General features: G+C 73.8%; 16 protein-coding genes. 8 read left to right on the top strand and 8 right to left on the bottom strand.

Annotation, left to right across the window (positions count from 1 at the left end; all coding sequences use genetic code 11):
* Positions 1 to 15: 15 nt before the first annotated feature.
* Genes QTQ03_RS25720 through QTQ03_RS25700 form a run of 5 tightly spaced genes read right to left on the bottom strand, consistent with a single transcriptional unit; the run spans position 16 to position 15,719 of the window.
* Positions 16 to 1,251 (bottom strand): metal-dependent hydrolase family protein, encoded by a 1,236-nt coding sequence (locus QTQ03_RS25720; RefSeq protein WP_289280301.1) that lies wholly within the window; start codon positions 1,249 to 1,251, stop codon positions 16 to 18.
* Positions 1,248 to 5,438 (bottom strand): type I polyketide synthase, encoded by a 4,191-nt coding sequence (locus QTQ03_RS25715; RefSeq protein ID WP_289280300.1) that lies wholly within the window; start codon positions 5,436 to 5,438, stop codon positions 1,248 to 1,250. The genes QTQ03_RS25720 and QTQ03_RS25715 overlap by 4 nt, the downstream gene beginning before the upstream one ends.
* Positions 5,438 to 9,805, bottom strand: a complete 4,368-nt coding sequence (locus tag QTQ03_RS25710; protein WP_289280299.1) for a MupA/Atu3671 family FMN-dependent luciferase-like monooxygenase — start codon at positions 9,803 to 9,805, stop codon at positions 5,438 to 5,440. Before QTQ03_RS25710 ends, QTQ03_RS25715 begins: the two co-directional genes overlap by 1 nt.
* On the bottom strand, positions 9,805 to 14,904 hold the full coding sequence (locus tag QTQ03_RS25705; protein WP_289280298.1) for a non-ribosomal peptide synthetase: 5,100 nt from the start codon (positions 14,902 to 14,904) through the stop codon (positions 9,805 to 9,807). Before QTQ03_RS25705 ends, QTQ03_RS25710 begins: the two co-directional genes overlap by 1 nt.
* The gene (locus tag QTQ03_RS25700; protein ID WP_289280297.1) at positions 14,901 to 15,719 is read right to left on the bottom strand and encodes a DUF5829 family protein; all 819 of its coding nucleotides are present in this window, start codon (positions 15,717 to 15,719) and stop codon (positions 14,901 to 14,903) included. Before QTQ03_RS25700 ends, QTQ03_RS25705 begins: the two co-directional genes overlap by 4 nt.
* 582 nt (positions 15,720 to 16,301) lie before the next feature.
* Here QTQ03_RS25700 and QTQ03_RS25695 point away from each other — a divergent pair.
* The gene (locus QTQ03_RS25695; RefSeq protein ID WP_289280296.1) at positions 16,302 to 17,081 is read left to right on the top strand and encodes an AfsR/SARP family transcriptional regulator; all 780 of its coding nucleotides are present in this window, start codon (positions 16,302 to 16,304) and stop codon (positions 17,079 to 17,081) included.
* Between the two features lie 8 nt (positions 17,082 to 17,089).
* On the opposite strand, the gene QTQ03_RS25690 is transcribed toward QTQ03_RS25695, so the two are convergent.
* Complete coding sequence (locus QTQ03_RS25690) at positions 17,090 to 17,623, bottom strand: MaoC family dehydratase (protein WP_289280295.1); 534 nt, start codon at positions 17,621 to 17,623, stop codon at positions 17,090 to 17,092.
* A gap of 191 nt (positions 17,624 to 17,814) precedes the next feature.
* Between QTQ03_RS25690 and QTQ03_RS25685 the strand changes: the two genes are divergently transcribed.
* From QTQ03_RS25685 to QTQ03_RS25665, 5 genes are read left to right on the top strand one after another with little or no spacing between them, the layout of a single operon-like run.
* Positions 17,815 to 18,858 (top strand): beta-ketoacyl-ACP synthase III, encoded by a 1,044-nt coding sequence (locus QTQ03_RS25685; protein ID WP_289280294.1) that lies wholly within the window; start codon positions 17,815 to 17,817, stop codon positions 18,856 to 18,858.
* Positions 18,855 to 19,100 (top strand): acyl carrier protein, encoded by a 246-nt coding sequence (locus QTQ03_RS25680; protein WP_289280293.1) that lies wholly within the window; start codon positions 18,855 to 18,857, stop codon positions 19,098 to 19,100. The genes QTQ03_RS25685 and QTQ03_RS25680 overlap by 4 nt, the downstream gene beginning before the upstream one ends.
* On the top strand, positions 19,097 to 20,317 hold the full coding sequence (locus QTQ03_RS25675; protein ID WP_289280292.1) for a beta-ketoacyl-[acyl-carrier-protein] synthase family protein: 1,221 nt from the start codon (positions 19,097 to 19,099) through the stop codon (positions 20,315 to 20,317). The genes QTQ03_RS25680 and QTQ03_RS25675 overlap by 4 nt, the downstream gene beginning before the upstream one ends.
* A 3-nt stretch (positions 20,318 to 20,320) precedes the next feature.
* Positions 20,321 to 21,874 (top strand): GMC family oxidoreductase, encoded by a 1,554-nt coding sequence (locus QTQ03_RS25670; protein ID WP_289280291.1) that lies wholly within the window; start codon positions 20,321 to 20,323, stop codon positions 21,872 to 21,874.
* A complete protein-coding gene (locus QTQ03_RS25665) occupies positions 21,871 to 22,638 on the top strand; it encodes a thioesterase II family protein (RefSeq protein WP_289280290.1) in 768 nt (255 codons plus the stop codon). Before QTQ03_RS25670 ends, QTQ03_RS25665 begins: the two co-directional genes overlap by 4 nt.
* Here the strand turns inward: QTQ03_RS25665 and QTQ03_RS25660 are convergent.
* Positions 22,616 to 23,140 (bottom strand): flavin reductase family protein, encoded by a 525-nt coding sequence (locus QTQ03_RS25660; RefSeq protein ID WP_289280289.1) that lies wholly within the window; start codon positions 23,138 to 23,140, stop codon positions 22,616 to 22,618. The genes QTQ03_RS25665 and QTQ03_RS25660 overlap by 23 nt on opposite strands.
* Before the next feature lie 9 nt (positions 23,141 to 23,149).
* Positions 23,150 to 24,097: a proline iminopeptidase-family hydrolase gene (locus QTQ03_RS25655; RefSeq protein WP_289280288.1), complete on the bottom strand. Its 948-nt coding sequence runs from the start codon at positions 24,095 to 24,097 to the stop codon at positions 23,150 to 23,152.
* Positions 24,098 to 24,266: 169 nt separating this feature from the next.
* On the opposite strand from QTQ03_RS25655, the gene QTQ03_RS25650 reads away from it, so the two are divergent.
* Complete coding sequence (locus QTQ03_RS25650; protein WP_289280287.1) at positions 24,267 to 25,379, top strand: ferritin-like domain-containing protein; 1,113 nt, start codon at positions 24,267 to 24,269, stop codon at positions 25,377 to 25,379.
* Entirely contained in the window at positions 25,376 to 26,809 is a 1,434-nt protein-coding gene (locus QTQ03_RS25645) for a DHA2 family efflux MFS transporter permease subunit (protein ID WP_289280286.1), read from the top strand. The genes QTQ03_RS25650 and QTQ03_RS25645 overlap by 4 nt, the downstream gene beginning before the upstream one ends.
* The last annotated feature ends 163 nt before the right edge of the window (positions 26,810 to 26,972 follow it).

The raw sequence follows: 26,972 nt of genomic DNA, 5'->3' as shown, positions 1-26,972 counted from the left end.
TTCCCCTCACGTCGCTTACTTGCGGACGTCCTTGACGATCCGGCCGCCCCTGACCACCAGCACGACCCGGTCCGGGTCGCCGAACGCCTCCGGCTCCGCCAGCGGGTCGAAGTCGACCGCCACCAGGTCGGCCAGCTTGCCCGCCTCGACCGAACCGACCTGCCCCTCGACCCGCATGATCCGGGCGTTGACCGAGGTGGCCGAGACGATCGCCGCCATCGGCCCCAGAACTGCCGCCTTCAGGGCGATCTCCCGGCCCCGGCCCCGCTGGTCGGGGCCGATCAGGTCCGACCCCGAGCCGACCAGCACCCCGGCCGCGCGGGCGGCCAACATCCCGTCGACCATCCCCTGCTCGGTGTCACCCACCCGGTCCCGGATCTGCGGCGGCAGCCCGTGCTGTGCGAAGTTGTCCAGCAGCGACCGGGCGATGGTCAGCGTCGGCACCAGGTGCACGCCGCGGTCGGCCATCATCGCCGCCGTCGGCTCGTCGATGCCGGTTCCGTGCTCGACGCAGCCGACCCCGGCGCGCACCGCGTTGCGGATCCCGTGGACGTTGTGCGCGTGCACCGTCACGTACGTGTTCCGGGCGGCGGCCTCCTGGACGGCCACCTCGATCTCGCCGACGGTGAACTGGGTGTCGGAGAGGTCGTCCGCGATGGACACCACCCCACCGGTGACCGACATCTTGAGGAACGACGCGCCCTGCCGGAAACACTCCCGGGCGGCCCTGCGTACCTCGTCCGGCCCGTCGGAGATCCGCCCCACCGCGGTGAGGCCCCGGACCCGGAAGTGGAACTGCGCGTCCGGCGGCAGGAACGGCGAGCCGAGGTGACCGTGCCCCCCGCACTGGGTCAACGGCGACGCCGACGCCCAGATCCGCGGCCCGGGCACCAGGCCGCGCCCCACGGTACGCAGCACGCCGTGGTCGATTCCGCCGCAGTCGCGGACCGCGGTGAAGCCGCCCTCCAGGGTCTCGCGCAGGTTGCGGAAGATGTCCGCCGCCCGTTCGGCCACCGACAGTTCCGCGTTGAGCATGGCGCGCATCTCGCTGGAGTAGCCGAGGTGTACGTGGGCGTCGATCAGCCCGGGAAGCAGGGTGAGCCCGCTCAGGTCCACCACGTCGGCGTCGGCGGGCGGACGCTGCTCCCCCACGGCACGGATCCGGTCGGCGTCGACGAGCACGTCGGCGCGGGGCACGGGTTCACCTCCCAGGCCGTCGATCAGCGTCGCACCGGTGAGCAGCGTGGTCATGGACGGGGCTCCTCCCCCTCGGACTCCGGTCGCTGCGGGCGCGGCAACCAGCCCGCCCGGACGAAGTGGCCGAACATCTTGTCGAAGAAGGTCTCGTCAAGGTCGGGTGCCCGCGACGCCTCGGGGGGCAGACCGGCGAGCACGTTGGCGCAGTCCATCCGGGGCATGTCCCGGTCCGCCACCTCGCCCAGCATCGCCATCAGCGGGGCGAGCGCGTTCGCCGCGTCGTCCTCCTCGACCGCCCTGGTCAGCTCCGCGCGCCAGTCGTTCCAGCTCAACGACCGCACCGGGTGACCACAGTGACGGAGCTGGTCGAAAATCGTGTTCCAGGCCAACGGCGCCGGGTGCACGGTGTGGAAGGTCGCCCCCCAGGTCTCGGGTCGGACCGAGAGCCCGACCACCAGCCGCGCCACGTGGTCGACGCTGGCCACCGCCAGCTCGTACCGGCGGGCCGGGGCGGCACCCAGCTCGACGCAACCCTGGATCACCTTGGTCACGTAGTCCTCGCGGTTGGCCGCCCCGGTGCGGCTGTCGGGCAGCACTGCCCCGGCCCGGTAGACCGAGACCGGGACGCCGCGTTCCCGGGCCAGCCCCACCAGCCCCTCGGCCACCCACTTGCTCTGGCTGTACGCGGTGTCGTGCCCGACGGGCGGCGGCAGGGGGTCGTCCTCCCGGACCTCCGGCACGCCGGTGGCCACGGCGCCGGCGAGTACGGCCAGCGTGGAGATGTGGTGCACCGGCTTCAGCACGGTGGTGGTGGCCAGCCGGAGCACCTCCTCGGTGCCGCGTACGTTGGTGGCCCGCAGGAACCGGTACGGGCGGACGAAGTTGACCTGGGCTCCACAGTGGTGGATCACGTCGACCTCGGCGGCCTGCCGGGCGTACTCCTCCGCGCCGAGTCCCAGCCGGGGCCGGCTCAGGTCGCCGGGGATCACGCGGATCCGCCCGGCGCCCGGCCACCGCAGCCCGTACGACTCCAGGGCTGCCCGCAGCCGTTCCTCGCCCTCGACCGGGTCGGCGGCCCGGACCAGGCACCGGATCTGCGCCGAGGTGCGCTCCGCCAGTTCGGCGCAGAGGAACGCCCCGACGAAGCCGGTGGCGCCGGTGAGCAGCACCGTCCGGGGCGGACCGGACCAGGGTGCGGGCAGCCCGGCGGCGGTGACCGCGGGGTCGAGCACGACGTCCGCGGCCAGGTCGTCACCGGTGGCCATGGCCGGGTCGACGACCCGCCCGTCGGCCAACGCGGCGTGCGCCGCGACGGTCGGCGTCTGGAGCACCTGGCGGGCGGTGATGTCCCGGCCACTGAGCCGGCGCAGCTCCCGGGCCGCCTGAGTGATCATGAGGGAGTGGGCGCCCAGGGAGAACAGGTCCACGTCCACCCCGATCCGGTCGACCCCCAGCAGGTCGGACCAGAGCGCGGCCACCTGACGTTCCCGTTCGGTGCGCGGCGGGAGGTGGTCGTCGGGCTCGGCGGTCTCGGTGCGGGTCGGCTCCTCCGGCTCGTCGGGTTCGGTGCGGGCGGCGCGCCCCGGGGAGATCCAGTACCGGCGGCGCTGGAAGGGGTATCCGGGGAGGCTGACGCGCCGCGGCCGGTCCGGGCCGTGCACCGCCCGCCAGTCCACCTCGACCCCGGCCTGCCACAGCCGGCCGAGGGCCCCGGCCAGGTGGGCCAGTTCCGGCTCCGGCGCGCGCGGGTGCCCCATCGACGAGAACGCCAGGGGCATCGGCGCCAGCCCGGCGGCGGAGGCCAGCGCGGTCAACCCCTCCCCCGGCCCGACCTCCAGCAGCAACCGGTCGGGCTCGGCGAGCGCCGTGCGCAGGCCGGCACCGAAGCGGACCGGCTCCCGCAGGTGCCGGGCCCAGTAGTGCGGGTCGGTCGCCTCCTCCTCGGTGATCCAGGAACCGGTCACGCAGGACACGAACGGGATCCGCGGCGCCCGCGGGCGCAGCGCCTTCACCCGGCGGGTGAACTCGTCCAGGTACGGCTCGACCATCCAGGAGTGGCTCGCCACCGGCACGTTGATCCGGCTGCACTCCACCGCCCGCCCGACCAGCTCGGCGGCGAACCGGTCGATGTCGGCGTCCGGCCCGGCGACGACGGTGAGCCGAGGCGCGTTGACGGCGGCAACGGACAGCCGCTCGTCGAGCAGCGGCTCCACCTCCTCGACCGGCGCGGCCACCGTCAGCATCCGGCCCGGGGGCAGTTGGGCGAAGAGTTCGCCCCGGGCCAGGGTGACCTCCAGGGCGTCGGGCAGGTCGAAGACGCCGGCCACGCAGGCGGCGACGTACTCGCCGAGGCTGTGCCCGATCATGCCGACCGGCCGTACCCCCCAGGACTGCCAGAGGGTCGCCAGGGCGTACTCGGTGACGAAGAGGGCGGAGACCGCGACCGGCCCGGCGGCGCGGCCCAGGCTCCGGCGTCGGCGCGCCGTCCCGGTCAGCGACGGGTACAGCACGTCACGCAGGTCCACGTCGAGCCGGGGCCGCAGCAGCTCCGCGCAGCGGTCCACCTCGGCGCGGAAGACCAGCTCGGTGCGGTAGAGCTCCCGGCCCATCTCCTGGTGTTGGAAGCCGCCGCCCGGGAAGGCGAAGACCGCCCGTCGGTCCCGGTCGCCGGTCCGGGTGTGCAGCCGCCCCGGCTCCGCGCCGCCGAGGACCGCCGCCGCGTCGGCGGTGTCCCCCGCCACCACGATCCGACGCACCTCGTGGGTGCGCCGCCCGTCCTGCAGGGTGAAGGCCACGTCGGGGAGGTCCAGCTCGGGATGGGCAGTCAGGTGCGCGCCGAGCCGCTCGGTGAGCCGGTCCAGGGCGGCTCGGCTCCGCGCGGACAGCGGCAACACCTGCCACGGCCGGCCGCTGGTCGGCGCGGCTCGCGTCGGCGGCTCCTCCAGCACCGCGTGCGCGTTGGTGCCGCCCACACCGAACGAGCTGACCCCGGCGCGGCGCGGCTGCGGCCCGGACGCCCACGGGGTGAGCCGGGTCGGCACGTAGAACGGGCTCTCGTCGAGGCACAGTTCGGGGTTGGGTGCGGTGAAGTTCACGCTCGGTGGGATCCGCCGGTGCCGCAGGGCCAGCGCGGCGCGCATCAGCCCGGCCGCCCCGGCGGCCGCGTCGAGGTGCCCCAGGTTGGCCTTGACCGAGCCGAGCGCACAGTAGCCGCGCCGGTCGGTGCCGGCGCGGAACGCCCGGGTCAGGGCCGCCACCTCGATCGGATCGCCGACGGCGGTGGCCGTGCCGTGCGCCTCCAGGTAACCGATCGAACCGGGGTCGACACCGGCGACGGCCTGGGCCGCGGTGACCACCTTCGCCTGCCCGTCGACGCTGGGCGCGGTGAACCCGGCCTTGTTCCGCCCGTCGTTGTTGACCGCGGTGCCGAGGATGAGGGCGTAGACGTGGTCGCCGTCCTCGACCGCGTCCGCGAGCCGGCGCAGCAGCAGCACCACCGCACCGTTGCCCGGCACGGTGCCCGACGCGGCGACGTCGAACGGGCGGCAGTGCCCGTCGGCGCTGAACAGGCCGCCGTCGGCGACCGGGTAGCCGGCCCGCAGCGGTAGGTTGACCGTGACCCCGCCGGTCAGCGCCAGGTCCGACTCGTAGCTGAGCAACGACTGGCAGGCCAGGTGGACCGCCACCAGCGAGGTCGAGCAGGCCGTCTGGACCGTGCAGGCCGGCCCGTCCAGGTCGAACAGGTAAGCCAGCCGGGTCGCCAGGAAGTCCTTGTCGTTGAAGATCCGCGCGGCCGGCGCCATCGGGGACCGCATGAACCGCGGGTTCGTACCCAGGTTCGCGGCCAGGTACTTGTTCATGAACGTGCCGACGAAGACGCCGATCTGCCCCCGGGTCCGCGCGGGATGGTGCCCGGCGTCCTCCAGCGCCGTCCAGGCGCACTCCAGCAGCACCCTCTGCTGCGGGTCCAGCACCTCGGCCTCGCGGGCGGTGAGGCCGAAGAAGTCCGCGTCGAAAGCGTCCGCGTCGTCGATCACCGCGGCGGCGGGAACGTAGTCGGGCGCGTCCAGCACCTGCGCCTCCACGCCGGCGGCCAGCAGCTCCGACCGGTCGAACCGGGAGATCGACTCGATGCCGTCGCGCATCGCCGCCCAGAACGGGTCGACCCCCTCGGCGCCGGGCACCCGGGCCGCCATCCCGACAATCGCGATCGGCTCCGCGCCGTCGTGTTCCTCGGTCATCAACTGCTCCGCTCTCGACGGTGGCGGGCGGTGGCGGCGTACCGGGCGGTCCGACGGTCGGCGGACCGCCGGACCTGGTCGAGTTCCGTGTCCAGGGCATCCGTGCCGGCGGTCAGGGAGGCCGCCAGTTCGTGCAGGGTGGGGTACCGGAAGATGTCCACCAGGGACACCCCGACGACCCCGCGGGCCAGCAGCCGGCTACGCGCCTGGACCGCGAGCAGCGAGTTGCCGCCCACGCTGAAGAAGTGGTCGTCGGCGCCGATCCGGTCGCGGCCGAGCAGTTCCGCCCAGACGTCGGCGATGGTGCGTTCCAGGTCCGTCCGCGGCGGCCGGTACGCGGTCGTCCGCTCCTCGACGCCGTCCGGCAGCCGTCCCCGGTCGACCTTCCCGTTCGGGGTCACGGGCAGCTCCGCGAGTAGGACCACCCGGGCCGGCACCATGTACTCCGGCAGGCTCTCCCGGGCAAACGCGCGGACGCGCTCCGGCTGCGGGTCGGCGTCGCCCGCCGGTACGCAGTAGGCCACCAGCGTCGCGTGCGCCCCCTCACCCCGGACCAGCACGACCGCGCTGCGCACCTGCGGGTGCGCGACGATCACGTTCTCGATCTCGCCCAGCTCGATCCGGTGCCCGTGGATCTTCACCTGGGCGTCGATCCGGCCGAGGAACTCCAGCCTGCCGTCAGGACGCCAGCGAACCAGGTCGCCGGTGCGGTAGAGCCGGCTCCCGTCGGCCCGGAACGGGTCGGGCACGAACCGCTCGGCGGTCAGACCGGGCTGCCGGTGGTAGCCGCGCGCCACCCCCTCTCCGCCGATCAACAGCTCGCCGGGGGCGTTGAGCGGCACCGGCCGCAGCCGCGTGTCGACGACGTAGACCCGGGTGTTGGCCAGTGGGCGCCCGATGGTCACCGGCCCGCCGTCGGGGCGCACCGGGTCGGTGGTGGCCCAGACGGTGGCCTCGGTCGGACCGTACATGTTGTGCACGCTCCCGGGCACGGCGCCGGCCAGGGTCGCCGCCAGCGGGGCCGGCAGCGCCTCCCCACCCACCAGCAGGTGGCGCAGGTCGCCCAACGCGGCCCGGGACGCCGGGTCGTCGGCGAGCACCCCGGCCAGGGACGGGGTGCACTGCAGGTGGGTGATGCGGCAGCGACGCAGCTGGTCACCGATCGGCTCGTCGTCGAGCGCGGCGGCCCGCCGGGCCGTCACGATCCGCCGTACGGCGGCCAGGTGCTCCAGGCTGGCGAGTACCTCCCCGTGCGGCACCCCGAAGTCGACCAGGCAGGCGATCTCGTCCACGCCGATCCGCTTGAGCCGGTCGACCGTGTCGGCGCAGCGCTCCGGCGTGCCGAGCAGGGCCGCGGTGTCGAAGAAGCGGTCGAAGGCCCGCTCGACCAGCTCGGCCAGTTCGTCGGCGGGGAGGTCCCGGAAGTCTCCGGGCCGGCCGAGCGCCGCTCCCAGGCCGGAGAGCAGGTCGAACGACGACTGGATGTACGCTTTGAGCGGCTCGCGGACCAGCTTCCGCACCCGCTCGGTGTCCGGACCGACGAAGGTGTGCACCATCAGTGCCACGTGGCCGTCCCCGTCGTGCCCCGCCGCGCGCCACGCCCGCCGGTACGCCTCGATCTTGCCGGCCAGTTCCTCGACGGTGTGTCCCAGCAGGTGGGTGAGCAGTCCCGCGCCGAGCTGACCGGCCAGCTCGAAGGTCTCCACGTTGCGGGCGCTGGTCACCCAGACCGGCAGCCGCTCCTGCACCGGCCGGGGATGGGTGCCGACCCGCACCTCCGCGCCGGTGCCGCCCCGTCGGGTCACCGTCTCGCCGGCCCACAGCCGCCGCACCTCGGCGAGCGCGGCCACCATCCGCGCCTTGCGGTCGGTGTAGTGCTCGGGGGCGAGGGCGAAGTCGGTGGGCTGCCAGCCGGAGGCGATGGAGATGCCGGCCCGGCCGTGCGAGATGTTGTCCAGCACGGCCCACTCCTCGGCCACCCGCAGCGGGTCGTGCAGCGGCAGGACGACGCTGCCGGCCCGGACGGCCACCCGCTCGGTGACGGCGGCGACCGCCGCGCCGGTCACCGCCGGGTTCGGGTACAGCCCGCCGAACTCGTGGAAGTGCCGTTCCGGGGTCCAGACGGCGGCGAAGCCGTTGCGGTCGGCGAACCGGGCGCCGTCGAGCAGCAGCCGGTAGCGGTCGGCCGGGTCGGCGCCGTCGTCGCCGCCGAAGTAGAAGAGGCTGAAGTCGACGTGCCGGGCCTGCACCTCCGCCGGCACCGCCCCCTCGCGCCCCTGCGGCTCGTCCGCCCGCAGCACCACCCGGTGCCCCCGGGCCAGGGTCCAGAGCAGCTCCAGCACGGAGATGTCGAAGGAGACGCTGGTGACGGCGAGCCAGGTGCCCGGTTCCCGGGTGCCCAGCACGGCGTCCATGCCGACGAAGAAGTTGCCGACGTTGCGGTGGGTCACCAGGACGCCCTTGGGTCGCCCGGTGGAGCCGGACGTGTACGTCAGGTACGCCAGGTTCTCCGGGCGTGGGCGCACGGCGGGCGGACCCGGCGCGGGCTCCGCCGCGCCGTCCAGCAGCAGCCGGGGCACCGGCAGCGGGTCGAGCCGGCCGCTCAGCCCCGAGTGGGTGACCACCACGGGCGCGCCGGAGTCCGCCACCATGAACGACAGCCGCCCCAACGGGTACGTCGGATCCAGCGGAAGGTACGCCCCGCCGGCCTTGAGAACGCCGAGCAGGGTGACCACCAGGTCGACGCCGCGGTCCAGGAACACCCCGACGGGGACGTCCGGCCCGACCCCCGCCGCGCGCAGCCGCGCCGCCAGCCGCTCGGCCCGCTCGTCGAGCTGCCGGTAGGTCAGGGTCTCCTCCGGGGCCTGCCGGGCCTCGCGCAGCACCGGCAGGTCCGGCGTCTCGGCGACCCGCCGGGCGAACAACTCGTGCACCAGGGCGTCCGGCGGCCGGGCCGCGGCGGTGTCGTTCCAGTCGACGAGCATCCGCCGCCGCTCGTCGGGGGTCAGCACCGGCAGGTCGTCGATCGGCAGGTCCGGCTCGGCGATCCCGGCGGCCAGCACGGTACGAAACCCGTCGGCCAGTCGACGCGCGGTGCCGCGTTCGTACAGGTCCTCGCTGTACTCGACGCGGGCCGACAGGGCGTCGTCGACCCGGGTCACGCTGACGCTCAGGTCGAACTTGGCGGTGCCGCTGTCACCGGGCGCCGGCCGTACCCGGGCACCGGTCAGCTCCAGCCCGCGCGGGTCCGCCTCGTGGTAGCTGAACAGCACCTGGAACAGCGGGTTGTGGGCCAGGTCCCGGTTCGGATGCAGTTGCTCCACCAGCCGCTCGAACGGCAGCTCCTGGTGGGCCACCGCGGCCCGGGACTCGTCCCGGGCCCGACGCACCAGCTCCCGGAACGTGGGCCGCCCGGTCACGTCCAGCCGCTGCACCAGCGTGTTGGCGAAGAAGCCGACCAGCCCGTCGAGCTCCGGACGGAGACGCCCGGCCACCGGGGAGCCGACGACCACCTCGTTGCCGCCGGTGTGCGTCCGGACCAGCACCGCGAAGGCGGCCAGCAGCACGGCGAAGGGCGTCGCCCCGACCGGCTGGCCCACCGCGGCGACCTCCGCCGCGCCCGGCAGTTCGACGGTCAGGTGCCCGCCCCGGTACGTCTGGGTCGGCGGCCGCGGCCGGTCCGTCGGCAGGCTGGCCACGTCCGGCACCCCGCGCAGCCGCTGGTGCCAGTAGGCGATCACCTCCTGCGGCCCGCCGTCGCGCAGCTCGGCGACCTGCCACTCGGCGAAGTCGGCGTACTGGGTGGCCGGCTCGTCGAGGCCGGCGGGCGTCCCGTCGACGGCCTGGCGGTACAGCGCGGAGATCTCCCGCTCCAGCACCCGGACCGACCAGCCGTCGCAGGCGATGTGGTGGACCGTCAGGCAGAGCCGGTGCTCGGTGGGGCCGGCGCGCAGCAGGGTGGCCCGGAGCAGCGGCCCGGCCGCCAGGTCGAACCCGGTCCGGGCCTCCCGTCGCGCCGCCTCCTCGTCGTCGTCCACGTCGGCCACGACGATCCGGACCGGAGCGGCGGGTGCCACCACCTGACGGGGCTGGCCGTCGACGGTGCGGAAGACCGTGCGCAGCGCCTCGTGCCGGCGGACCAGCTCGGTGAGCGCCCACTCCAGGGCCGGCACGTCCAGCGGGCCGCTGATCCGCCAGCCGAGCGGGATGGTGTAGACCGGATTCTCCGGGTCGAGCTGGTCGAGGAACCACAACCGCTGCTGCGGGTACGACAACGGGTGGCTGCGCTGGGCCCGCTGCCGTAGTCGTTCGGTGAGCAACGCCCGGCGGGCGGCGTTGCCGCCGGCGGGCGGGACGGTGTCGGTCATCAGGGCGCCTCGCCTTCCGCCAGGTCGGCGAGCAGGCGTTCCACCTGCTCGTCGGAGAGTTCGTCGACCTTGTCGAGCAGCTGTTGCGCGGCGCGCCCGCTGGACTGCCGGATCTCCGGGGCCGTCGTCCGCCACCGGTCCGCCCCGTCGACCACCGACGCGAGGTGGGCGACGGTGGGCCGCTCCAGGAAGGCGCGCAGTGGCACGACCCGGCCGAACTCCTGGTTGGTCAACGTGACCAGGCGCATGGCCAGCAGCGAGTGCCCGCCGAGGGCGAAGAAGTCGTCGTGGCGGCCCACCCGCTCCACTCCGAGCAGGGTGGCGCTGAGCCGCGCGATCGACTGCTCCGTCGGCCCGGACGGCGGCGTGCTGTCGGCGGCCGTGTCGGCGCGGCCCAGCTCGGCAGTCGGGAGCGCCGAGCGGTCCACCTTGCCGTGCGCGTTGAGGGGCAGCGCCGGCAGTGCGACGATGCGCGCCGGCACCAGGTACGGTGGCAGTCGCTCGGCGAGGAACTCGCGCAGCGCCGCCGGTGGCGGGACCGCGCCGGTCGTCGTCACGAAGGCCACCAGCCGCTGGCCACCGGCTCCGTCGACCACGGTCGCCACCGCCCCGGCCACCTCCGGGTGGGTCACCAGGGCCGCCTCCACCTCACCCGGCTCGATCCGGAATCCCCGGATCTTGACCTGGTCGTCGGTCCGGCCGAGGAAGTCCAGCCGCCCGTCGGGACGCCAGCGGACCAGGTCGCCGGTGCGGTAGAGCCGGCTACCGTCACCGGCGAACGGGTCCGGCACGAACCGCTCCGCGGTCAGGCCGGGCCGGTCGGCGTACCCGCGGGCCACCCCCGGGCCGCCCAGGTACAGCTCCCCGGTCACGCCCGTCGGCACGAGTGCGAGGTGCCGGTCCAGCACGTACGCGGTGGTGTTGGCGATGGGGCGCCCGATCGGCACGGTGGTCGCGTCGTCGGGCACGTCGTCGATCTCGTGCACGACGGCGAAGGTGGTCGTCTCGGTCGGCCCGTACCCGTTGAGCACCCGGCGGGGCCGCGCGGACGAGCGCAGCAGCCGCCGGACCCGCTCGGCGTTGAGCGCCTCCCCTCCGACCAGCAGGTTCGTCACCCCGGCGAAGCTGTCCGGGTGGGTGGCCATCGCCTCGTTGAACAGAGCCGAGGTGAGGAACATGCTGGTCACGCCGTAGCGACGCAGCCACTCGCCGAGCCCTCCGGCGGTGAGCATCGCCTCCTTCGGCACCACGCAGACGGTCCCGCCGTGCAGCAGCGCGCCCCACAGCTCGAAGGTCAGCGCGTCGAACGACGCGTCGGCGACCTGCGCGAACCGCTCCCCCGGCCCGAACCGCAGATAGTTGGTGGCCAGCACCAGCCGCAGTACGGCCCGGTGGTCCACCAGCACGCCCTTGGGCCGGCCGGTGGAACCGGAGGTGTAGAGCACGTACGCCAGGCTCGCCGGCGCGGCCGCCGGCCGTCGCGGGCGTGACGCCTCCGCCGGCTCGTCGGCCCGGTCGAGCAGCACCAGGTCCGCGCTGGCCGGGTCGGGCAGGCGCTCGGCCAACGCCCGCCGGGACACCACCACCGGGGCCCCGCAGTCGGCCAGCATCCAGCCGAGCCGGTCCACCGGGTAGCCGGGGTCGAGGGGAACATACCCGCCGCCGGCCTTGAGCACCGCCAGCAGGACGGTCACCAGTTCGGGGCCCCGCTCCAGCAGGACGCCCACCGGGGTGTCGCGCCCGACGCCGCGGGCGCGCAGGCGACGGGCCAGCTTCTCGGCGCGGGTGTCCAGCTCGGCGTAGGTCAGGGTGGTGTCGCCGTCGGTCACGGCGGGCGCGTCCGGGCGGGCGGCGACCTGGTCGGCGAAGACCTCCGGGATGCTGCGTTCCGCCCCGAACGCGGTCCGGGCCCCGCGACCCGCGGTGAGCAGCCCGTCCGTCTCCTCGGCGGTGAGCATCGGGGTCCGCCCCACCGGCCGGTCCGGCTCGGCCATCGCCGCCGCCAACAGCCGCTGGTAGCGGTCGACCAGCGTACGCATCGTGTCGGCGTCGAACAGGTCGGTGGCGTACTCCCAGATCAGGGTGATGGGGGCGGCGTCGTCACGGGGGCCGTGGCCGGCCAGCTGCTCGTCGCGGGGCAGCACCACGATGTTGATGTCGGTCTTGGCCGAGCCGTTGTGCCGTTCCAGCACGGTGCCGGTGAGCCCGGCGAACCGGGGGGGCGGCAGCGCCGAGTCGTGGAAGCTGAACATCACCTGGAACAGCGGGTTGCGCGACAGGTCCCGCTCCGGGGCCAGCCGCCGGACGAGCCGGTCGAACGGGACGTCCTGCCACTCGTACATCCGGGCCGCCGTGTCGTGGATCCGGCGGACCAGTTCCGCGAACCCTGGTCGGCCGCCCAGGTCGATCCGCAGCGGCAGGGTGTTGACGACCATGCCCAGCATCCGCTCGATCGCGGCGATCCGCCGGTTGGCCACCCCGTTGCCGACGACCAGGTCCTCCTGCCCACTGTGGCGGGACAGCAGGACGGCGAAGCCGGCCAGCATGGTCGGGTAGAGGGTGACCCCGTGCTCGCGGCTGAACCGGCGTAACCGTCGGCACAGGTCGGCGTGCAGGTCCACCCGGAACGCGTCGCCGGCGAAGCTCTGCACCGGCGGCCGCGGCCGGTCGGTCGGCAGGGTCAGCGCCGCGGGGGCTCCGGCCAGCTCCTCGGCCCAACGCTCCACCTGCCGGTCCAGCACCTCGCCGCGCAGCCAGGAGCGCTGCCACCGGGCGAAGTCGGCGTACTGCGGGGCCTCGGGCCGGGGCACCGGGCGGCCCTGTGCCAGCGCGGCGTACACGATGCCCAACTCGTCCAGGAAGACCGCGTACGACCAGCCGTCGTGGACGAGGTGGTGTTCGACGTGGACAAGGGTGTGGTCGTCCCGCTCGTGGCGGATGAGCGCCCACCGGGCCAGCGGCGGACGGCGCAGGTCGAACGGCTCCGTGAGGAACCCGGCCACGTGCCGTTCCGCCGCCTCCTCCCGTTCGGACACAGGCAGGTGCGACAGGTCGGTCACCGGCAGCTCCACCGGCATGGGCGGGTGTATCCGCTGCTCCGGGCCGACGCCCTCGTCCACGAAGGCGGTACGCAGGATCTCGTGCCGGCGGACCAGCTCGTCCAGCGCGGCCCGCAGCACGTCCCGGTCCAGCTGGCCGCGCAGCCGCAGGGTGGCCTGCGCGTGGTAGGCCCGGTTGCCCGGCGACAGCTGCTCCAGGTACCAGATCCGCTCCTGCGGGTATGCCAACGGGACGGGGCGGGTGCGGTCGGTGGGCACCAGCGGCGGGAGCACCGGCAGCTCGCCCGCGTCCACCAGCTCGGCCAGCGCCTCGACGGTGGGTGCGCGGTGGAAAGCCGACAGCGGCACCTCGCGTCCCAACTCGACGCGGATCCTGGCGACCAGCCGCCCGGCCAACAGCGAGTGCCCGCCGAGCGCGAAGAAGTCGTCGGTCACCCCGACCTCGCCGAGCCCCAGCAGGTCCCCGACCAGGGCGGCCAGGGCGGTCTCGGTGGCGGAGCGGGGGGCCACCCGGTCGGTGGTGATGCCGGCGCTGCTCCGGTCGGGCGCGGGCAGCGCCGCCCGGTCCACCTTGCCGCTGGGGGTCAGGGGCAGCTCGTCCAGCGCCACCACGGCTGAGGGCACCAGGTACGCCGGCAGCCGGGAGGCGAGGTATGCGACCAGCGGCTCCGGTCGTGGCTCGTCGCCGACGGCGTACGCCACCAGGCGGAGGCCGGCCCCGTCGTCGCGGACCACCACGGCCGCGTCCCGGACGGTCTGGTGCTCCCGGAGCACGGCGGTCACCTCGTCCGGCTCGATCCGGAAGCCACGCAGCTTGACCTGGTCGTCGAGGCGGCCCAGGAAGGTCAGCCCGCCGTCGGGGGCACGCCGGACCAGGTCGCCGGAGCGGTAGAGACGCGCGCCGGGCAAGCCGGTGAACGGGTCGGGCACGAACCGTTCGGCGGTCAGGGCGGGTGCCCCCCGGTATCCTCGGGCCACCCCGGCGCCGCCGATGAGCAGTTCGCCCGGCTCCCCGTCGGGCACTGGCCGCAGGTGGGCGTCGACGACGTGCACGGACACGCCGTGGATCGCCGATCCGATGCCGGGTCGCTCGTCGTTGGGGGAGACCGTGGCGGCGGTTGCCCAGACGGTCGTCTCCGTGGGGCCGTACGCGTTGATCATGACGCGGCCCGGGGCCCAACGACGGGCCAGCGCTGCCGGCAGCGGCTCCCCCGCGCTCACCAGCACTCGCAGGTCGGGCAGCTCCTCGCCGGTGGGGAGGGTGGCGAGCACCGAAGGTGGCAGCGTGACGTGGGTGATCCGCATTTTGCGGAGGGTGGCTGCCAGGTCGGGGCCGGGTGCGATCGCCGGTCGTGGGGTGAGCACCAGCGTCGCCCCGGCGGCCAGCGCCATGGCCAGCTCGAAGACGGAGGCGTCGAAACTGGCGGGTGCGAACTGGAGCACCCGGGCCTGCCGCGGGACGGCGAACAACTCGGCCTGTGCCCGGCACAGGTTGGCCAGGCCGCCGTCGGTGAGCAGGGCCCCCTTGGGACGTCCGGTGGAGCCGGAGGTGTAGATCAGGTAGGCCAGGTCGTCCGGGCCGGTGGCCGGGTCCGGCGGCGTTCCGGCGGCGCCTGCCCCCGGGTCCAGCCGGATCGCCGCGGTGGGCGGCAGCGCGGCGGCGGTGGCCGGCGTGGCGACCAGCGCCCGCGCGCCGGAGTCGGTCACCATGTGCGCCAACCGCTCGGCGGGGTACGCCGGATCCAGCGGTACCCAGGCCGCGCCGGCCCGGAGCACCCCGAGGATCGTCACCACCAGCTCGGGTGAGCGTTCCAGCGCCACCGCCACGACGCTGCCGCGGCCCACCCCGTGTCGGCGTAGCAGCACAGCCAGCCGTGCTGAGCGCCGGTCCAGGTCGGCGTAGCTGACCCGCTCGTCGAGGTACTCCACCGCCACCGCCTCCGGGGTGGTCCGAGCTGCGGCGAGGAGCCGGCGGTGGCCGGGCACGTGTCCGGTGGCGCCCGACAGGTCGCGGCCCGCGGTGCCGTCGACGCCGCTCACCGCCGCAGCTCCGCCGGATCGACCGGGGTGAAGCTCCACCGGGCCCGGTCGTCGGGCCCGACGGCCAGCCGGGAGGTCGCGCCGAAGTGGTGCTCGGCCGCGTCCACGGTGGCGGTGAGGGCGACCTCGACGTCGGTCAGACCCTCGACCCCGGTGTCGTCCGGGCGTAGCCGTAACCGGATGGTGTCGTCGTGGACGACGGTGTCAGCGCCGTCGCTGTCGCGGGCGTATCCGAGCGCGCCGAGCACGGTGGACACCCGCCGGACCCGTTCCGGCCGCAGCCGCAGGGTGGCGCCGGCGATGTCGGCCATCAGCGTCTCCGGGTCGGGCGGCGGCCCGAGCACCCCGTCGAGGTACGCGGCGCGGCTCAGCTCTCCGTTGGGCCCCGGCCGGGCGCCCAGCGCGGCGTAGTACTCGGGGGTCACCTCGTTGAGGAAGAGCACGAACGGGCTGTCCGCACCGAGGTCGACGCTGACCAGGTGGTACCAGGGGCGGCCGTCGGGTTCACCCGGCTCGGCCCGCCGGACGAGTTCGTGGTGGGAGCCGACGCCGTACTCCTCGGCGAGCAGTCGGCGGGCGTCCAGCGCCGAGCCGACACGCGGGAACGAGAAGACGAGTCCACCGGTCACCGGCCGGGGACCGGGCACCGGGGCGCCGAACAGTTCCAGCAGGGTCTCGCGTCCGGCGAGGCCCACCGTCGCGTACCGGCCGGCGAGGGAGCTGTTTGCGTTCTTTCCCTTGACCCGGGCGAAGTGGTCGTTGAGGAAGCGATTCGCCCGCACCTCGCCGTATGCGGCACCGTCCAGCAACACCATGAAATGATCCGGCAATGGTTTTGCCACACTACGGGTTGGCGTCGAGCCGGTTGCCATGGCAGACCTTCCGTCTTTGTCATCGGCCCTGGAGCCAGCTCGGGTCGACTCGAAAAGTCGACTCCACGAGGGGCCCACAGAACGGCTGGGAACACTAGACAAATACACAGGAGACGATCGAGCCGTTCACCGACAGGAGCGAGCGTAGGGCGACCAACGCCAGGTTCAGCACTAGGGAAAACCCGAGGTTGCCGGTCGGGAAGCGGACATCCGCCAACCAATCGCCCGTCCGCCCCGGCCCTGCCGAGCGGAGTATCATGAGTCATTGTCGATCAGATAGTTGATGCTCGATACACACCTTCCAGCCTCTATGTCCGGTCTATCAATATCACCGTCGTGGCCACCTGCCGACACTTCCGTTGACACCGGACGCCGGGTCAAGTAGAACTTCCACCAACCCCGCAAGAACACTTTTCCTGAAGCTGGCTTAATTGTGTGAAGATGTCGATGCGGCATTGCCGAAACGCTTGGCCGCGTCGCCGTCGACAGGTGCGGCACGGTGAATCGACCACCCTCGGGGGCGAAATGCAACTGTCTGTTCTCGGCCCGATCGCCATCATCACCGAGCAGGGTCGCCAGCCGGTGAGAGGCGAGAAGGTCCGTACGACACTCGCGCTGCTGGCCCTCGACGCGGGCCGGCTCGTGACTTCGGACCGGCTCGTCGACGAACTCTGGCCCGACCAGCCGGTCGGTAACGCCCGCAACGCCCTCCAGGCACACATCACCCGGCTCCGTCGGCTCCTCGACGGCGGACGCGATCACGGGGCGAGGGGATCGCTCATCCGGACGGTCGGCAGTTGCTACCAGCTCGACCTCCCCCCGGAAGCCCTGGACTCCAACCGGTTCCGGCAGTTGGCCGGTCTCGGCGCGGCGAGCCGGACGGAGGATCCACGGCGGGCGGTCGCGCTGCTGGAGCAGGCGCTGCGGCTCTGGCACGGCCCGGCGCTGCTCGACGCCGGCCCCGGCCCAGCCTGCCGGGCCGCCGCCTGCTGGCTGGACGAGAACCGGCTGATGGCGACCGAGGATCTGATCGCCGCCCGCCTCACCCTCGGCGAGGACCGGACCGTGGTGCCCGAGCTGGAGGAGCTCACCGCCCGCTACCCGCTGCGGGAACGCTTCACCGAGCTGCTCATGGTGGCGCTGTACCGCTGCGGGCGACAGGTCGACGCGGTGAACGCCTACCACCGCCTCCGACGGAGTCTGACCCGGGACATCGGCCTCGACCCCGGTGACCGGCTGCAGAAGCGGTACCTCGAGATCCTGTTGCGGGATCCCGCCCTGCGGGCCTTCGAGGCCGCTGCCTGACCGGCGCCTCATGGTCTCGAGTCCCGCCGGCGCGGGGCCGATCGGGGGCGCAACACCAGACGCAGCAGAGCACTGCAGCCGACCGCCGGCCGCTGCTGCACCTCGACGCAGGCCTCGACGGTCACGTCGGCCGCGCCGCGGACCCGCCAGGTGAACGAGGCCAGCTCAGCCCGCACCCGCACCCGTTCGCCGACCAGGACCGGCGCGGGAAAGGTCAGCCGCTCCAGGCCGGCGTTGAGCACCAGGTCGATCCCGTCCACGGCGAGCAGCTCGACGACCGGCCCCGGCATCAGCGAGGCGAGGAGCAACCCGTGGGCGATCGGACCGCCGTACGGCCCCCGCGCGGCGCGCGCCGGATCGATGTGGATCCACTGCCCGTCGCCGGTGACGGCCGCGAAGCTGTCCACCCTCGCCTGGCCGATCTCCTGCCAGGCGCTCACCCCCAACGGGCGCCCGACCATCGCGGCGAGCGCCGCCAGATCGGCGAAACGGCTCGCCACCGCCCCGGACCCCGGGGCCGCCGCAGAGATACCTGTCGTCATTCGCCCCTCCGCAAACCGCTGTCGGTTCCGCAGCTTCGGCAACGGTGCTGACGCGGTGCTGAGACCGCACTGACAGGTCCGCCCGTCAGTCCGGCGTCAGTGCGCTTTCAGCTTCCGTCGGGAGGGTGGGAGCACCGGAACCGGCGGTCGGACACGACCGGCCGGCGCACCGGCGCAGGAGGAGGAACGGCATGACCCGCGCAGCGGTCCTTCGGGGAATCGGCAGCTGGCTACCGCCACGCCGCGTACCCAACAGCGCCCTCCCCGCCGAGCTGAACACGTCGGACGAGTGGATCCGGCTGCGTACCGGCATCGGCCAGCGATATCTCGCCGAGCCGGGCTCCGCCACCTCCGACCTGGCCGTCCGGGCCGGCGCCCGGGCCCTGGCACACGCCAACGTGTCCGAAGTGGACGCCGTCGTGGTCACCACCACCACACCGGATCGCCCCTGTCCGGGCATCGCGCCCGAGGTCACCTGGCGACTCGGCCTGGGTAACGTCGGCGCGTACGACGTCATGGCGGTCTGCGCCGGCTTCGTCTACGCCCTGGCCAGCGCCGCTGGCCTGATCACGGCAGGCATCGCCGACCGGGTCCTGGTGATCGCGGCGGAAACCTTCTCCAGCATCCTCAACCCGCTCGACCGGACCACCGCCGTGATCTTCGGCGACGGCGCGGCGGCGGTGGTGCTGACCACCGGGCACCCCGACGAGCCGGGTCGCGTGGGTCCCTTCGACCTGGGCAGCGACGGCGAGCACAGTGGGCTGATCGCGGTGCCCGCCGGCGGGTCCCGGCAGCGGCTCTCCGGCCGGCCGGTGCCACCCGAGGAGCACTACTTCACGATGGACGGCCGGGAGGTGTTCCGGCACGCCGTGCTCCGGATGGCCGCCTCCACCCGAACGGTGCTGGCCCGCGCCGGCTGGCGCGCCACGGATCTCGATCACCTGGTCAGCCACCAGGCGAACAGCCGCATCCTGCACCGCCTGGCCGAGGACCTCGGCCTCGACTCGGCCCGCGCGGTCAGCAACATCGCCCGCGTCGGCAACACCGCAGCCGCGTCGATCCCCCTGGCCCTCGCCGACGCCCTCGCCGCGGGCGCCCTACGCACCGGCGACCGGCTGGTGCTGACCGCCTTCGGCGGCGGGTTGACCTGGGGGTCCGTCGCCCTCACCTGGCCGTCACTGACCTGTCCCGGACTGGCCGCGGCCAGTCCTGCAGAACGAGGAGCACGCGCATGACCGCAACCACCTACGACCGCTTCGTCGACATCTTGGTCACCCGCTTCGAGGTCGAGCCGGACGAGGTCCACCCTGACGTCACGTTCGAGGACCTGGAACTCGACTCCCTGTTCCTGGTGGAGCTCGGTCTCGTGGTCCAGCAGGAGTTGGGCGTGAAGCTCGACGAGCGGGACGCCACCCCGCACAGCACGATCTCCGAGACGGCGCAGCTGATCGACGCCCGCCTGGCGACACCGGCATGACCGGCGGCGACCTCGCGGTGACCGGTCTGGGGTTGGTGACCCCGGCCGGGATCGGCGTCGACGCCACCTGGATGGGCGTGTGCGCGGGCGCCTCCACCGCGCGGGCCGACCCTGAGCTGACCGACCTGCCCGTCACCTTCTCCTGCCGGGTGCCCGCATTCGAGCCCCGCAGGACGGTGGGCCGCCGCTCCTGGCAGTACGACCGCTTCGTCCAGCTGGCCCTGGTCGCCGCGCGGGAGGCGGTGGCCGACGCCGGGCTCGACCCGGCCACCTGGGACGGCGCGCGGGTGGGCGTGGTGATGGGGTGCGGTCTCGGCGGGGTAGCGACCTGGGAGACCCAGCACAAGAACCTGCTCGGCGGCGGCCCGCCGACGGTCTCCGCCCTGCTGATCCCGATGCTGGTGCCGAACATGGTCGCCGGGCAGATCGGCATAGCGCTTCGGGCCACCGGCCCGAACTTCGTCACCGCCAGCGCCTGCGCCTCCGGGGCCACCGCCATCGGCACGGCCCGCGCTCTGCTGCACAGCGGCGCCTGCGACGTGGTGGTCACCGGCGGCAGCGAGGCCGGCGTCAGCCCGCTCATCCTCACCGGGTTCGCCCAGATGACCGCGCTGTCCACCCGGGTCGACGACCCGGCCGCCGCCTCGCGCCCCTTCGACGCGGACCGGGACGGCTTCGTTCTGGGTGAGGGGAGTGCCGTGCTCGTCCTGGAACGGGCCGCGGACGCCCGGGCCCGCGGGGCCCGCGTGCGGGCGCGCCTGCTCGGCTACGGGGCCAGCGCCGACGCGTACCACGCGACCGCGCCGGAGCCCGGCGGGCGGGGCATCACCCAGGCGATCCGCGCCGCGCTCACCGACGCCGACGTGACCGCGTCCGACGTGGACCACGTCAACGCGCACGGCACGTCGACCCCGGCCAACGACCGGACGGAGGCCACCGCCATCGCCCGGACGCTCGGCCCCCGCCCCGCCGTCACCTCGACCAAGGGCGTGATCGGGCATGCGCTCGGCGCCGCCGGCGCCATCGAGGCCGCCCTCACCGTGCTCACCGTGCAGCACGACGCCATTCCCCCCACCGCGAACCTGGAACGTCAGGATCCGGAGATCGACATCGACGTGGTGGCCAAGGCACCCCGGTACGCCCCGGTGCACGTGGCGATCAGCAACTCGTTCGGCTTCGGCGGCCAGAACGCCGTCCTCGTCTTCGGGAAGGCCTGACCATTGCGCGGAACAAACGACGGCACCGAGCCGGTGGACACCGTCGACGTGGTGGTGGTCGGCGCCGGGTCGGCCGGCTGCGCGGTGGCCCGCCGGCTGGTCGAACGCGGGCGGCGGGTGCTCCTCCTGGAGGCTGGCGGACCCGACGTCAATCCGGCCATCCACGATCCCCTGCGCTTCGGCGAGCTGTGGTTCACCGAGGAGAACTGGGGCTATCAGACCCAACCGCAGCGGGCCGCGGACGGCCGCCGCCTGCCCTGGCCGCGCGGCCGCGTGCTGGGCGGCTCCAGCTCCCTGAACGCGATGATCTACGCGCGCGGCGCGCCGGCCGACTACGACCACTGGGCGTACCTCGGCAACACCGGATGGTCCTGGCGGGACGTGCTGCCCGTGTACCGGCGGATGGAGGACTACGACACCGGGCCGACACCGCTGCGCGGTGTCGGCGGCCCCGTTCCCGTGCTCACCGCCTACCGGCCGGACCCGATCCACGAGTCGCTGGTCGACGCCGCCGGCGAGGTCGACGTTCCGTTCAACCCGGACTACAACTCCGGAGACCTCGACGGCATCTCGTACCTCCAGTTCACCGTGCGGGACGGGCGGCGGTGCGGCAGCGCGGCGGCGTACCTCAGACCCGTCGCCGACCGGCCGGAACTCACGGTACGGACGCGGGCCCGGGCCCGGCGGCTGCTGGTCGACGGCGACCGGTGCGCGGGCGTGGTGTGGGAACGGAACGGCCGACCCACCACCACCCGGGCCGAGGAGGAGGTCGTGCTCGCCGCCGGCACTTTGGAGTCACCGCGGCTGCTGATGCTTTCCGGCATCGGCGACGCCGACGAACTGCGCGGACTCGGCCTCGACGTGGTCGCGCACCTGCCCGGCGTCGGCCGCAACCTCCAGGACCACCTGCTCGTGCCGGTCGTCTTCGGCACCGGCCGCCCGCTCGGCCGTCCGTCGGCCGGCCTGCCGCCGGCCCAGACCCACCTGTACTGGCGTAGCCGCCCTGGCCTTCCGGTGCCGGACACCCAGCCGCTGCACTTCCCGGTGCCGATGTGCCCACCCGGGTTCGCCGCGCCGGACAGCGGCTTCACGCTCCAGGCCGGGCTGGTGCGCCCGGCCAGCCGGGGCCGGCTCCGGCTGGGCGGGCCCGAACCCGACGACGAACTACTCATCGAGGCGGGCGTGCTGCGCTGCGCCGTGGACCTCGACGCGCTGGTCGCCTCGGTGGGACTGTGCCGGGAACTGGGTGCCGGCAAGGCCCTGCGCCAGGGCTGGGAGGCTCGGGAGGTCCACCCCGGGCCGGAGGTGACCGGCGACGAGCAGGTGCGGGCGTACGTCCGGGCAACCGTCTCGACCTATCACCACCAGGTCGGTACCGCCCGGATGGGCGTCGACGAGGACGCCGTCGTGGACCCGCGGCTGCGGGTCCGGGGCCTGCGCGGCCTGCGCGTCGCCGACGCGTCGGTGATGCCGACCGTGCCCACCGGCAACACCCACGCGCCGGCCGTCATGATCGGCGAGCGGGCCGCGGACTTCATCACGGGCGAGCAGCCGTGACCGGCGGCGCCGCCGCGCTCTGGCTGGATCCGCTGCCGGTGGTGGCGCCCGCCCTACGGCTGCTCTGCCTGCCGCCGGCCGGCGCGGGGGCCCGGTTCTTCCAGGACTGGCGCCGGTACGCCCCGGGCTGGCTGCAGCTGTGCCCGGTGCGGCCGCCCGGCCGGGACGGCCGGATCGACGAACCCGCCGGCGGCACGCTGGCCGGGCTGGCCGCCTCCGTCGCCGCGGCGGTGGCCGAGCTGGACGCCACCGATCCGTTGCCGCTGGCCGTGTTCGGCCACAGCATGGGTGGCCTGCTCGGGTACGAGCTGACACCGCTGCTCCGCGACGCCGGGGTGACGGTACGCCACCTGTTCGTCTCGGCCACCCCGACACCGGGCCCCCGGTGGGCGCGCGCCGTCCTGGCCGGGATCGTCGACCCGACGGCCTTCCTGCGCCGACTCGGTGGCACGCCAGCGGAACTCTGGCAGCATCCGGAGCTGCGGGACCTGGTGGTCGCCACCACGACGGCGGACCTGCGTACGCTGGCCCGACACACCCCGGGCCGGCACGCGGTGCCCTGCCCCGTGTCGGTGTTCCAGGGTTGGGACGACCCACTTGCCGGGCCGTCGGACCTGGCGTGGTGGCGGGAGCGGACCGGATCCCCACCGTCGGAGCGGGTGTTCCCCGGTGGGCACTTCTACTGCCTGGACGACCCGGCCGGAATCGTGGCCGCGGTGTCGGTCGCGCTGTCCGCCCCGGTCACGGCTCCGACAGGCCGGTGAACCCACCCCGGTGACAGACCAGCGGACCACCGTCCGGGCGGTCGAACGCGGCCCGCACCACGCCGAACACCACCTCGTGATCGCCGCCGTCGACCACCGCGGTGACCGCGCAGTCGAGCCAGGCCACCGCGCCGCCCAGCACCGGCTGGCCGGAGTCGTTCGTCGACCAGGGCAGCGAGGCGAAACGGTCCGCGCCCGGGGTGGCGAACACCCGGCAGACGTGCGCCTGGTCGGCGGCGAGCACGCTGACCGCGAACCGCCCACTGGCCCGTAGCGCCCCCCAGGTCCGCGATGACCGGTGCACGCAGAAGAGAACCAGCATCGGATCGAGGGACACCGAGGTGAACGAGTTCACCGCCATGCCGTACGGCCGGCCGGCGAGCATTGTGGCGACCACCACCGCGCCGGTGGGGTAACGCCCCATCACCCGACGGAACTCGCGGGTGTCCGGCGCGCCGCGCGTCGCCGGGGTGGTGGGTGGCGCCGGTCCCGGTCCCGACATCGCCGGTCCTCAGCGCACCGCGGAGCGGACGTGGTCCGACGTGGCCGGTCGACCGTCGGCCGCGTCGATCCCGGCCAGGAACGCGTCGACCGTCGCGCGGAAGTGTTCCGGTTCCTCGACGTGCGGCATGTGGCTGGACTCCTCGAACAGCTCCCACCGGGAGGAGGACAGCCCGTGGTGCAGCTCGGCAACGGCCGCCGGGGTCACCTCGTCGTACCGCCCGGAGATCAACAGAGCGGGGACCGCGACCCGGCCCAGCCGATCCCGGATGTCCCAGTCGGCGAGGTGGCCACGCAGGTCGAACTCGTTGCCGCCGGCCATCGTCTCGTAGACCCGCGGATCCTCGCGTACCGCGCCGAGGGTCCGCAGCACCTCGTCGGGCACCGGTCGCATCCGGCAGACATGCCGGGCGTAGAAGGCGCTCACCGCCTCGGCGTACCCGGGGTCGTCGGGCGGGCCGGCGAGCGCGGCGCGAACAGCGTCGGGCAGCTCGTCGCGGAGCCTGCCGACCTCTGCCCGGTAGGTCTCGCCGGCGGCGAAGCTGTCGGCGAGCACCAGCGACCGCAGGCCGGCCGGACGCTCGGTGGCCAACTCCAGGGCCAGCAGGCCACCCCAGGAGTGGCCGAGCAGGTGGTACCGGTCGGTGATACCCAGGTGTGTCAGCAGTGCGCGCAGCTCGGTGAGGAACAGCGGCACCGTCCAGAACCCGTCCGCCGCGTCCGGCCGGTGGTCGGATCGGCCGTTGCCCAGTTGGTCGTAGAAGACGCAGGCCCGGCCGCCGGCGGCGAGCGCCGCCAACGACAGGAGATAGTCGTGGGTGAGGCCCGGCCCTCCGTGGCAGACCACCACGGGCGCGGGGCCGCCGGTCAGGTCACCGACTGTCCGGTACCAGGTGGATCCGCCGGCCCACTTGAGAACACCCTCGGATCCCAGGTCCGTTGCGCTGTCCACGCTCATGGCCCGATGGTGGGCGGGCCCGCTGACGCGCCGCTGACCGGCGGCTGACGTACGCGCGCACCTAGGGATCTCCCCAATGCTACGCCGGGTGACGGTAGCCGAGACTGTCAGCACGAACGGCCGGGCGAGGCGGCCTGGCCGGCTTAAGCGACCAGCTGCGGAGGCGAGCTTGAGCACGCGCATCTACACGCTCCCGGTGGAGCAGACCCGCTGGCACGTACCGGGCGGGGCGACGACCGTCTTCGACTGGGACTACGACACCGGCCGGGATCGGTTGCTCGCCCTCTACGAGAAGGGCAAGCAGCGGCAGTGGGACGCCGCCGAACGGCTGGACTGGTCGATCGAGATCGACCCGAACGACCCGATGGGAGTACCGGAGGAGTCCATCGCCATCTACGGCTCCCGGGTGTGGGACAAGCTCGGGCCGAAGGAGCGCGGGCTGGTCCGGTTACACCTCAACGCGTGGCAGTTCTCCCAGTTCCTGCACGGGGAGCAGGGGGCGCTGATCTGCTCGTCGAAGATCGTCGCGAGTGTCCCCGACGTCGACTCGAAGTTCTACGCGGCCACCCAGGTGGTGGACGAGGCCCGGCACATGGAGGCCTACTCGCGATACCTGCGGGAGAAGGTCGAGCTGGCGTACCCGATCAATCCAAGCCTGCAGGCGCTGCTCAACAACGTCATCTCCGACTCCCGCTGGGACATGACCTATCTGGGTATGCAGGTGCTCATCGAAGGCCTGGCGCTGGCCGCGTTCGGCCTGATCCGCGACTACGCCAAGGAGCCGCTGGCCCAGGCCCTCAACGCCTACGTCATGCAGGACGAGGCCCGGCACGTGGCCTTCGGTCGGCTGGCCCTGCGCGACTACTACCCGCAGCTCACCCAGGCCGAGCGCGACGAACGCGAGGAGTTCTGCGTCGAGGCCTGTCACCTGATGGCGCAACGGTTCGTGGGCGAGGAGGTGTGGCGCCACCTGGACATCGACGCGAACGAGTGCATCGACTTCATGCGCCGCTCCGAGCACTTCCGCGCGTTCCGCAGCCACCTGTTCTCGCGCATCGTCCCCACGCTGCGCGACATCGGCCTCTTCGGACCGAAGATGCGCCACGCCTTCGCCGAACTGGGTGTCCTGGGCTTCGCTGAGGTGGACCTGGACCAGATGATGGCGCAGGACGAGGACATCGCCGTCGAGGTCGACGAGCGTCGCCGACGCCAGGTCGGGGCGACCATCGCCGTCGGCGCCGACGGCCTGCCCACCGGGTCGACCGACAGCAACACTGCATGACGTCGCAAGCAACACGACCCACCCGAAGCGCGGCGATCCTCGTCACGGTCTCCGGCGCCACCTTCCTGGCGATGCTCGACTCGACGGTGACCAACCTGGCGATCCCCGCCCTCCAGCAGGAGTTCGACGGTTCCTCCGTCGCCGACCTGTCCTGGGTGATCACCGCGTACGTGGTGCTCTTCGCCGCCCTGCTGCCCTCGGCGGGGCGCCTCGCCGACGTGTTGGGCCGGCGCACCATCTTCCTCGGCGGCGTCGCCCTGTTCACCGCCATGTCACTGGCCTGCGCGCTGGCGCCCACCCTGCCGTTCCTGGTGGGGGCTCGGGCACTGCAGGGTGTCGGCGCGGCGGCGATGATCCCGTCGGCGCTCGCGATCCTGCTGCTCGACGGGCCGCCGGCACGGCGGGCCAGCGCGATCGGCCTGTGGAGCGCCGCGTCCGCGGTGGCGGCGGCGGTCGGGCCGGCGCTCGGCGGCGTCCTCGTCGACTGGCTCGGCTGGCCGTCCGTGTTCTACATCAACCTGCCCGTCGGGGTGGCCATGCTCATCGTGGCCGCGCGGGTGCTGCCCAGGGTGCCCACGCATGGCCGGGGCCTGCCCGACGCTCTCGGCACCCTGCTGCTGGCCGCCGGCATCGGCGCGGTCACCGTCGGGGTTACCCAGGGCTCGGAGTGGGGCTGGTGGAACGGCCGGACGCTGGGCTGCCTGGCCGGTGGCGTGGCTGCGGTGGCCGTCGCCGTCTGGCGTTCCACCCGGCGGCCGGTGCCGGCGCTGGAGACCGGCCTCTGGCGCAACCGCACCTTCCTGGCGACCAACCTGGTGTCCCTTATCTACGGCATGGCACAGTTCCCCTGGCTGCTGGGCACCGTGCTGTTCATGGTCGCGCTGTGGCGTTACGACGAGATGCGGGCCGGGTTCGCCATGACGCCCGGCGCGCTCGCCGCCTCGGCCGCGGCACTGCTGGTGGGACGGGCCGCCGCCCGGCTACGCAGCCCGCGCCAGGCGGCCCTGCTCGGCTTCGTCGCGTTCCTGGTCTCCGGCGTGTGGATGGTCGCCGGGCTGACCGACCGGCCGTCGTTCCTGACGCTCATCCTGCCCGCCAGCCTCATCGCCGGCTTCGGCATGGGCGCCATCACGTACGGCACGACCTTGGCGGCCGCGATGTCCGCGCCGCCCACCCAGTTCGCCGGCGCGTCCGGCATGAACACCATGTCCCGGCAGTTCGGCGGGGCTCTCGGCGTGGCGGCGCTCGCCGTCATCGTGGGCGGCACCACCGGCGAGGGGCTCTCCGACTACCGGAACGTGTTCCTGTTCTGCACCGTCCTGGTGGTCGTCGCGCTCGCGTTGACCTGGGCCGGGCTGCGCTTCGCGCCGCCGCCGGCCGCAGCCGCCGCAGCCGGCGAGACAACCGCCGCCGGAAGCCGTGCTGCCTGAACATGGCGCTGGTCCGTCGCCCGGCGGCCCGCTGGCGGCCCGGTGCGTTCCCGGCCGGCCTCGGTCCGCCGCCGCACCCGTGGGTACGCCGCCACCGCGACGACGCGAGTCACCCGGGGCGACGGTGGCGACCGGAGCGGTCGGCACCCGCCCCGGCGACGGC

It is taken from the genome of Micromonospora sp. WMMA1363, from assembly GCF_030345795.1.
Classification (GTDB): Bacteria; Actinomycetota; Actinomycetes; order Mycobacteriales; family Micromonosporaceae; genus Micromonospora.
Note: the sequence above shows the minus strand (reverse complement) of the source record. Positions and strands in the feature narration are given on the sequence as shown.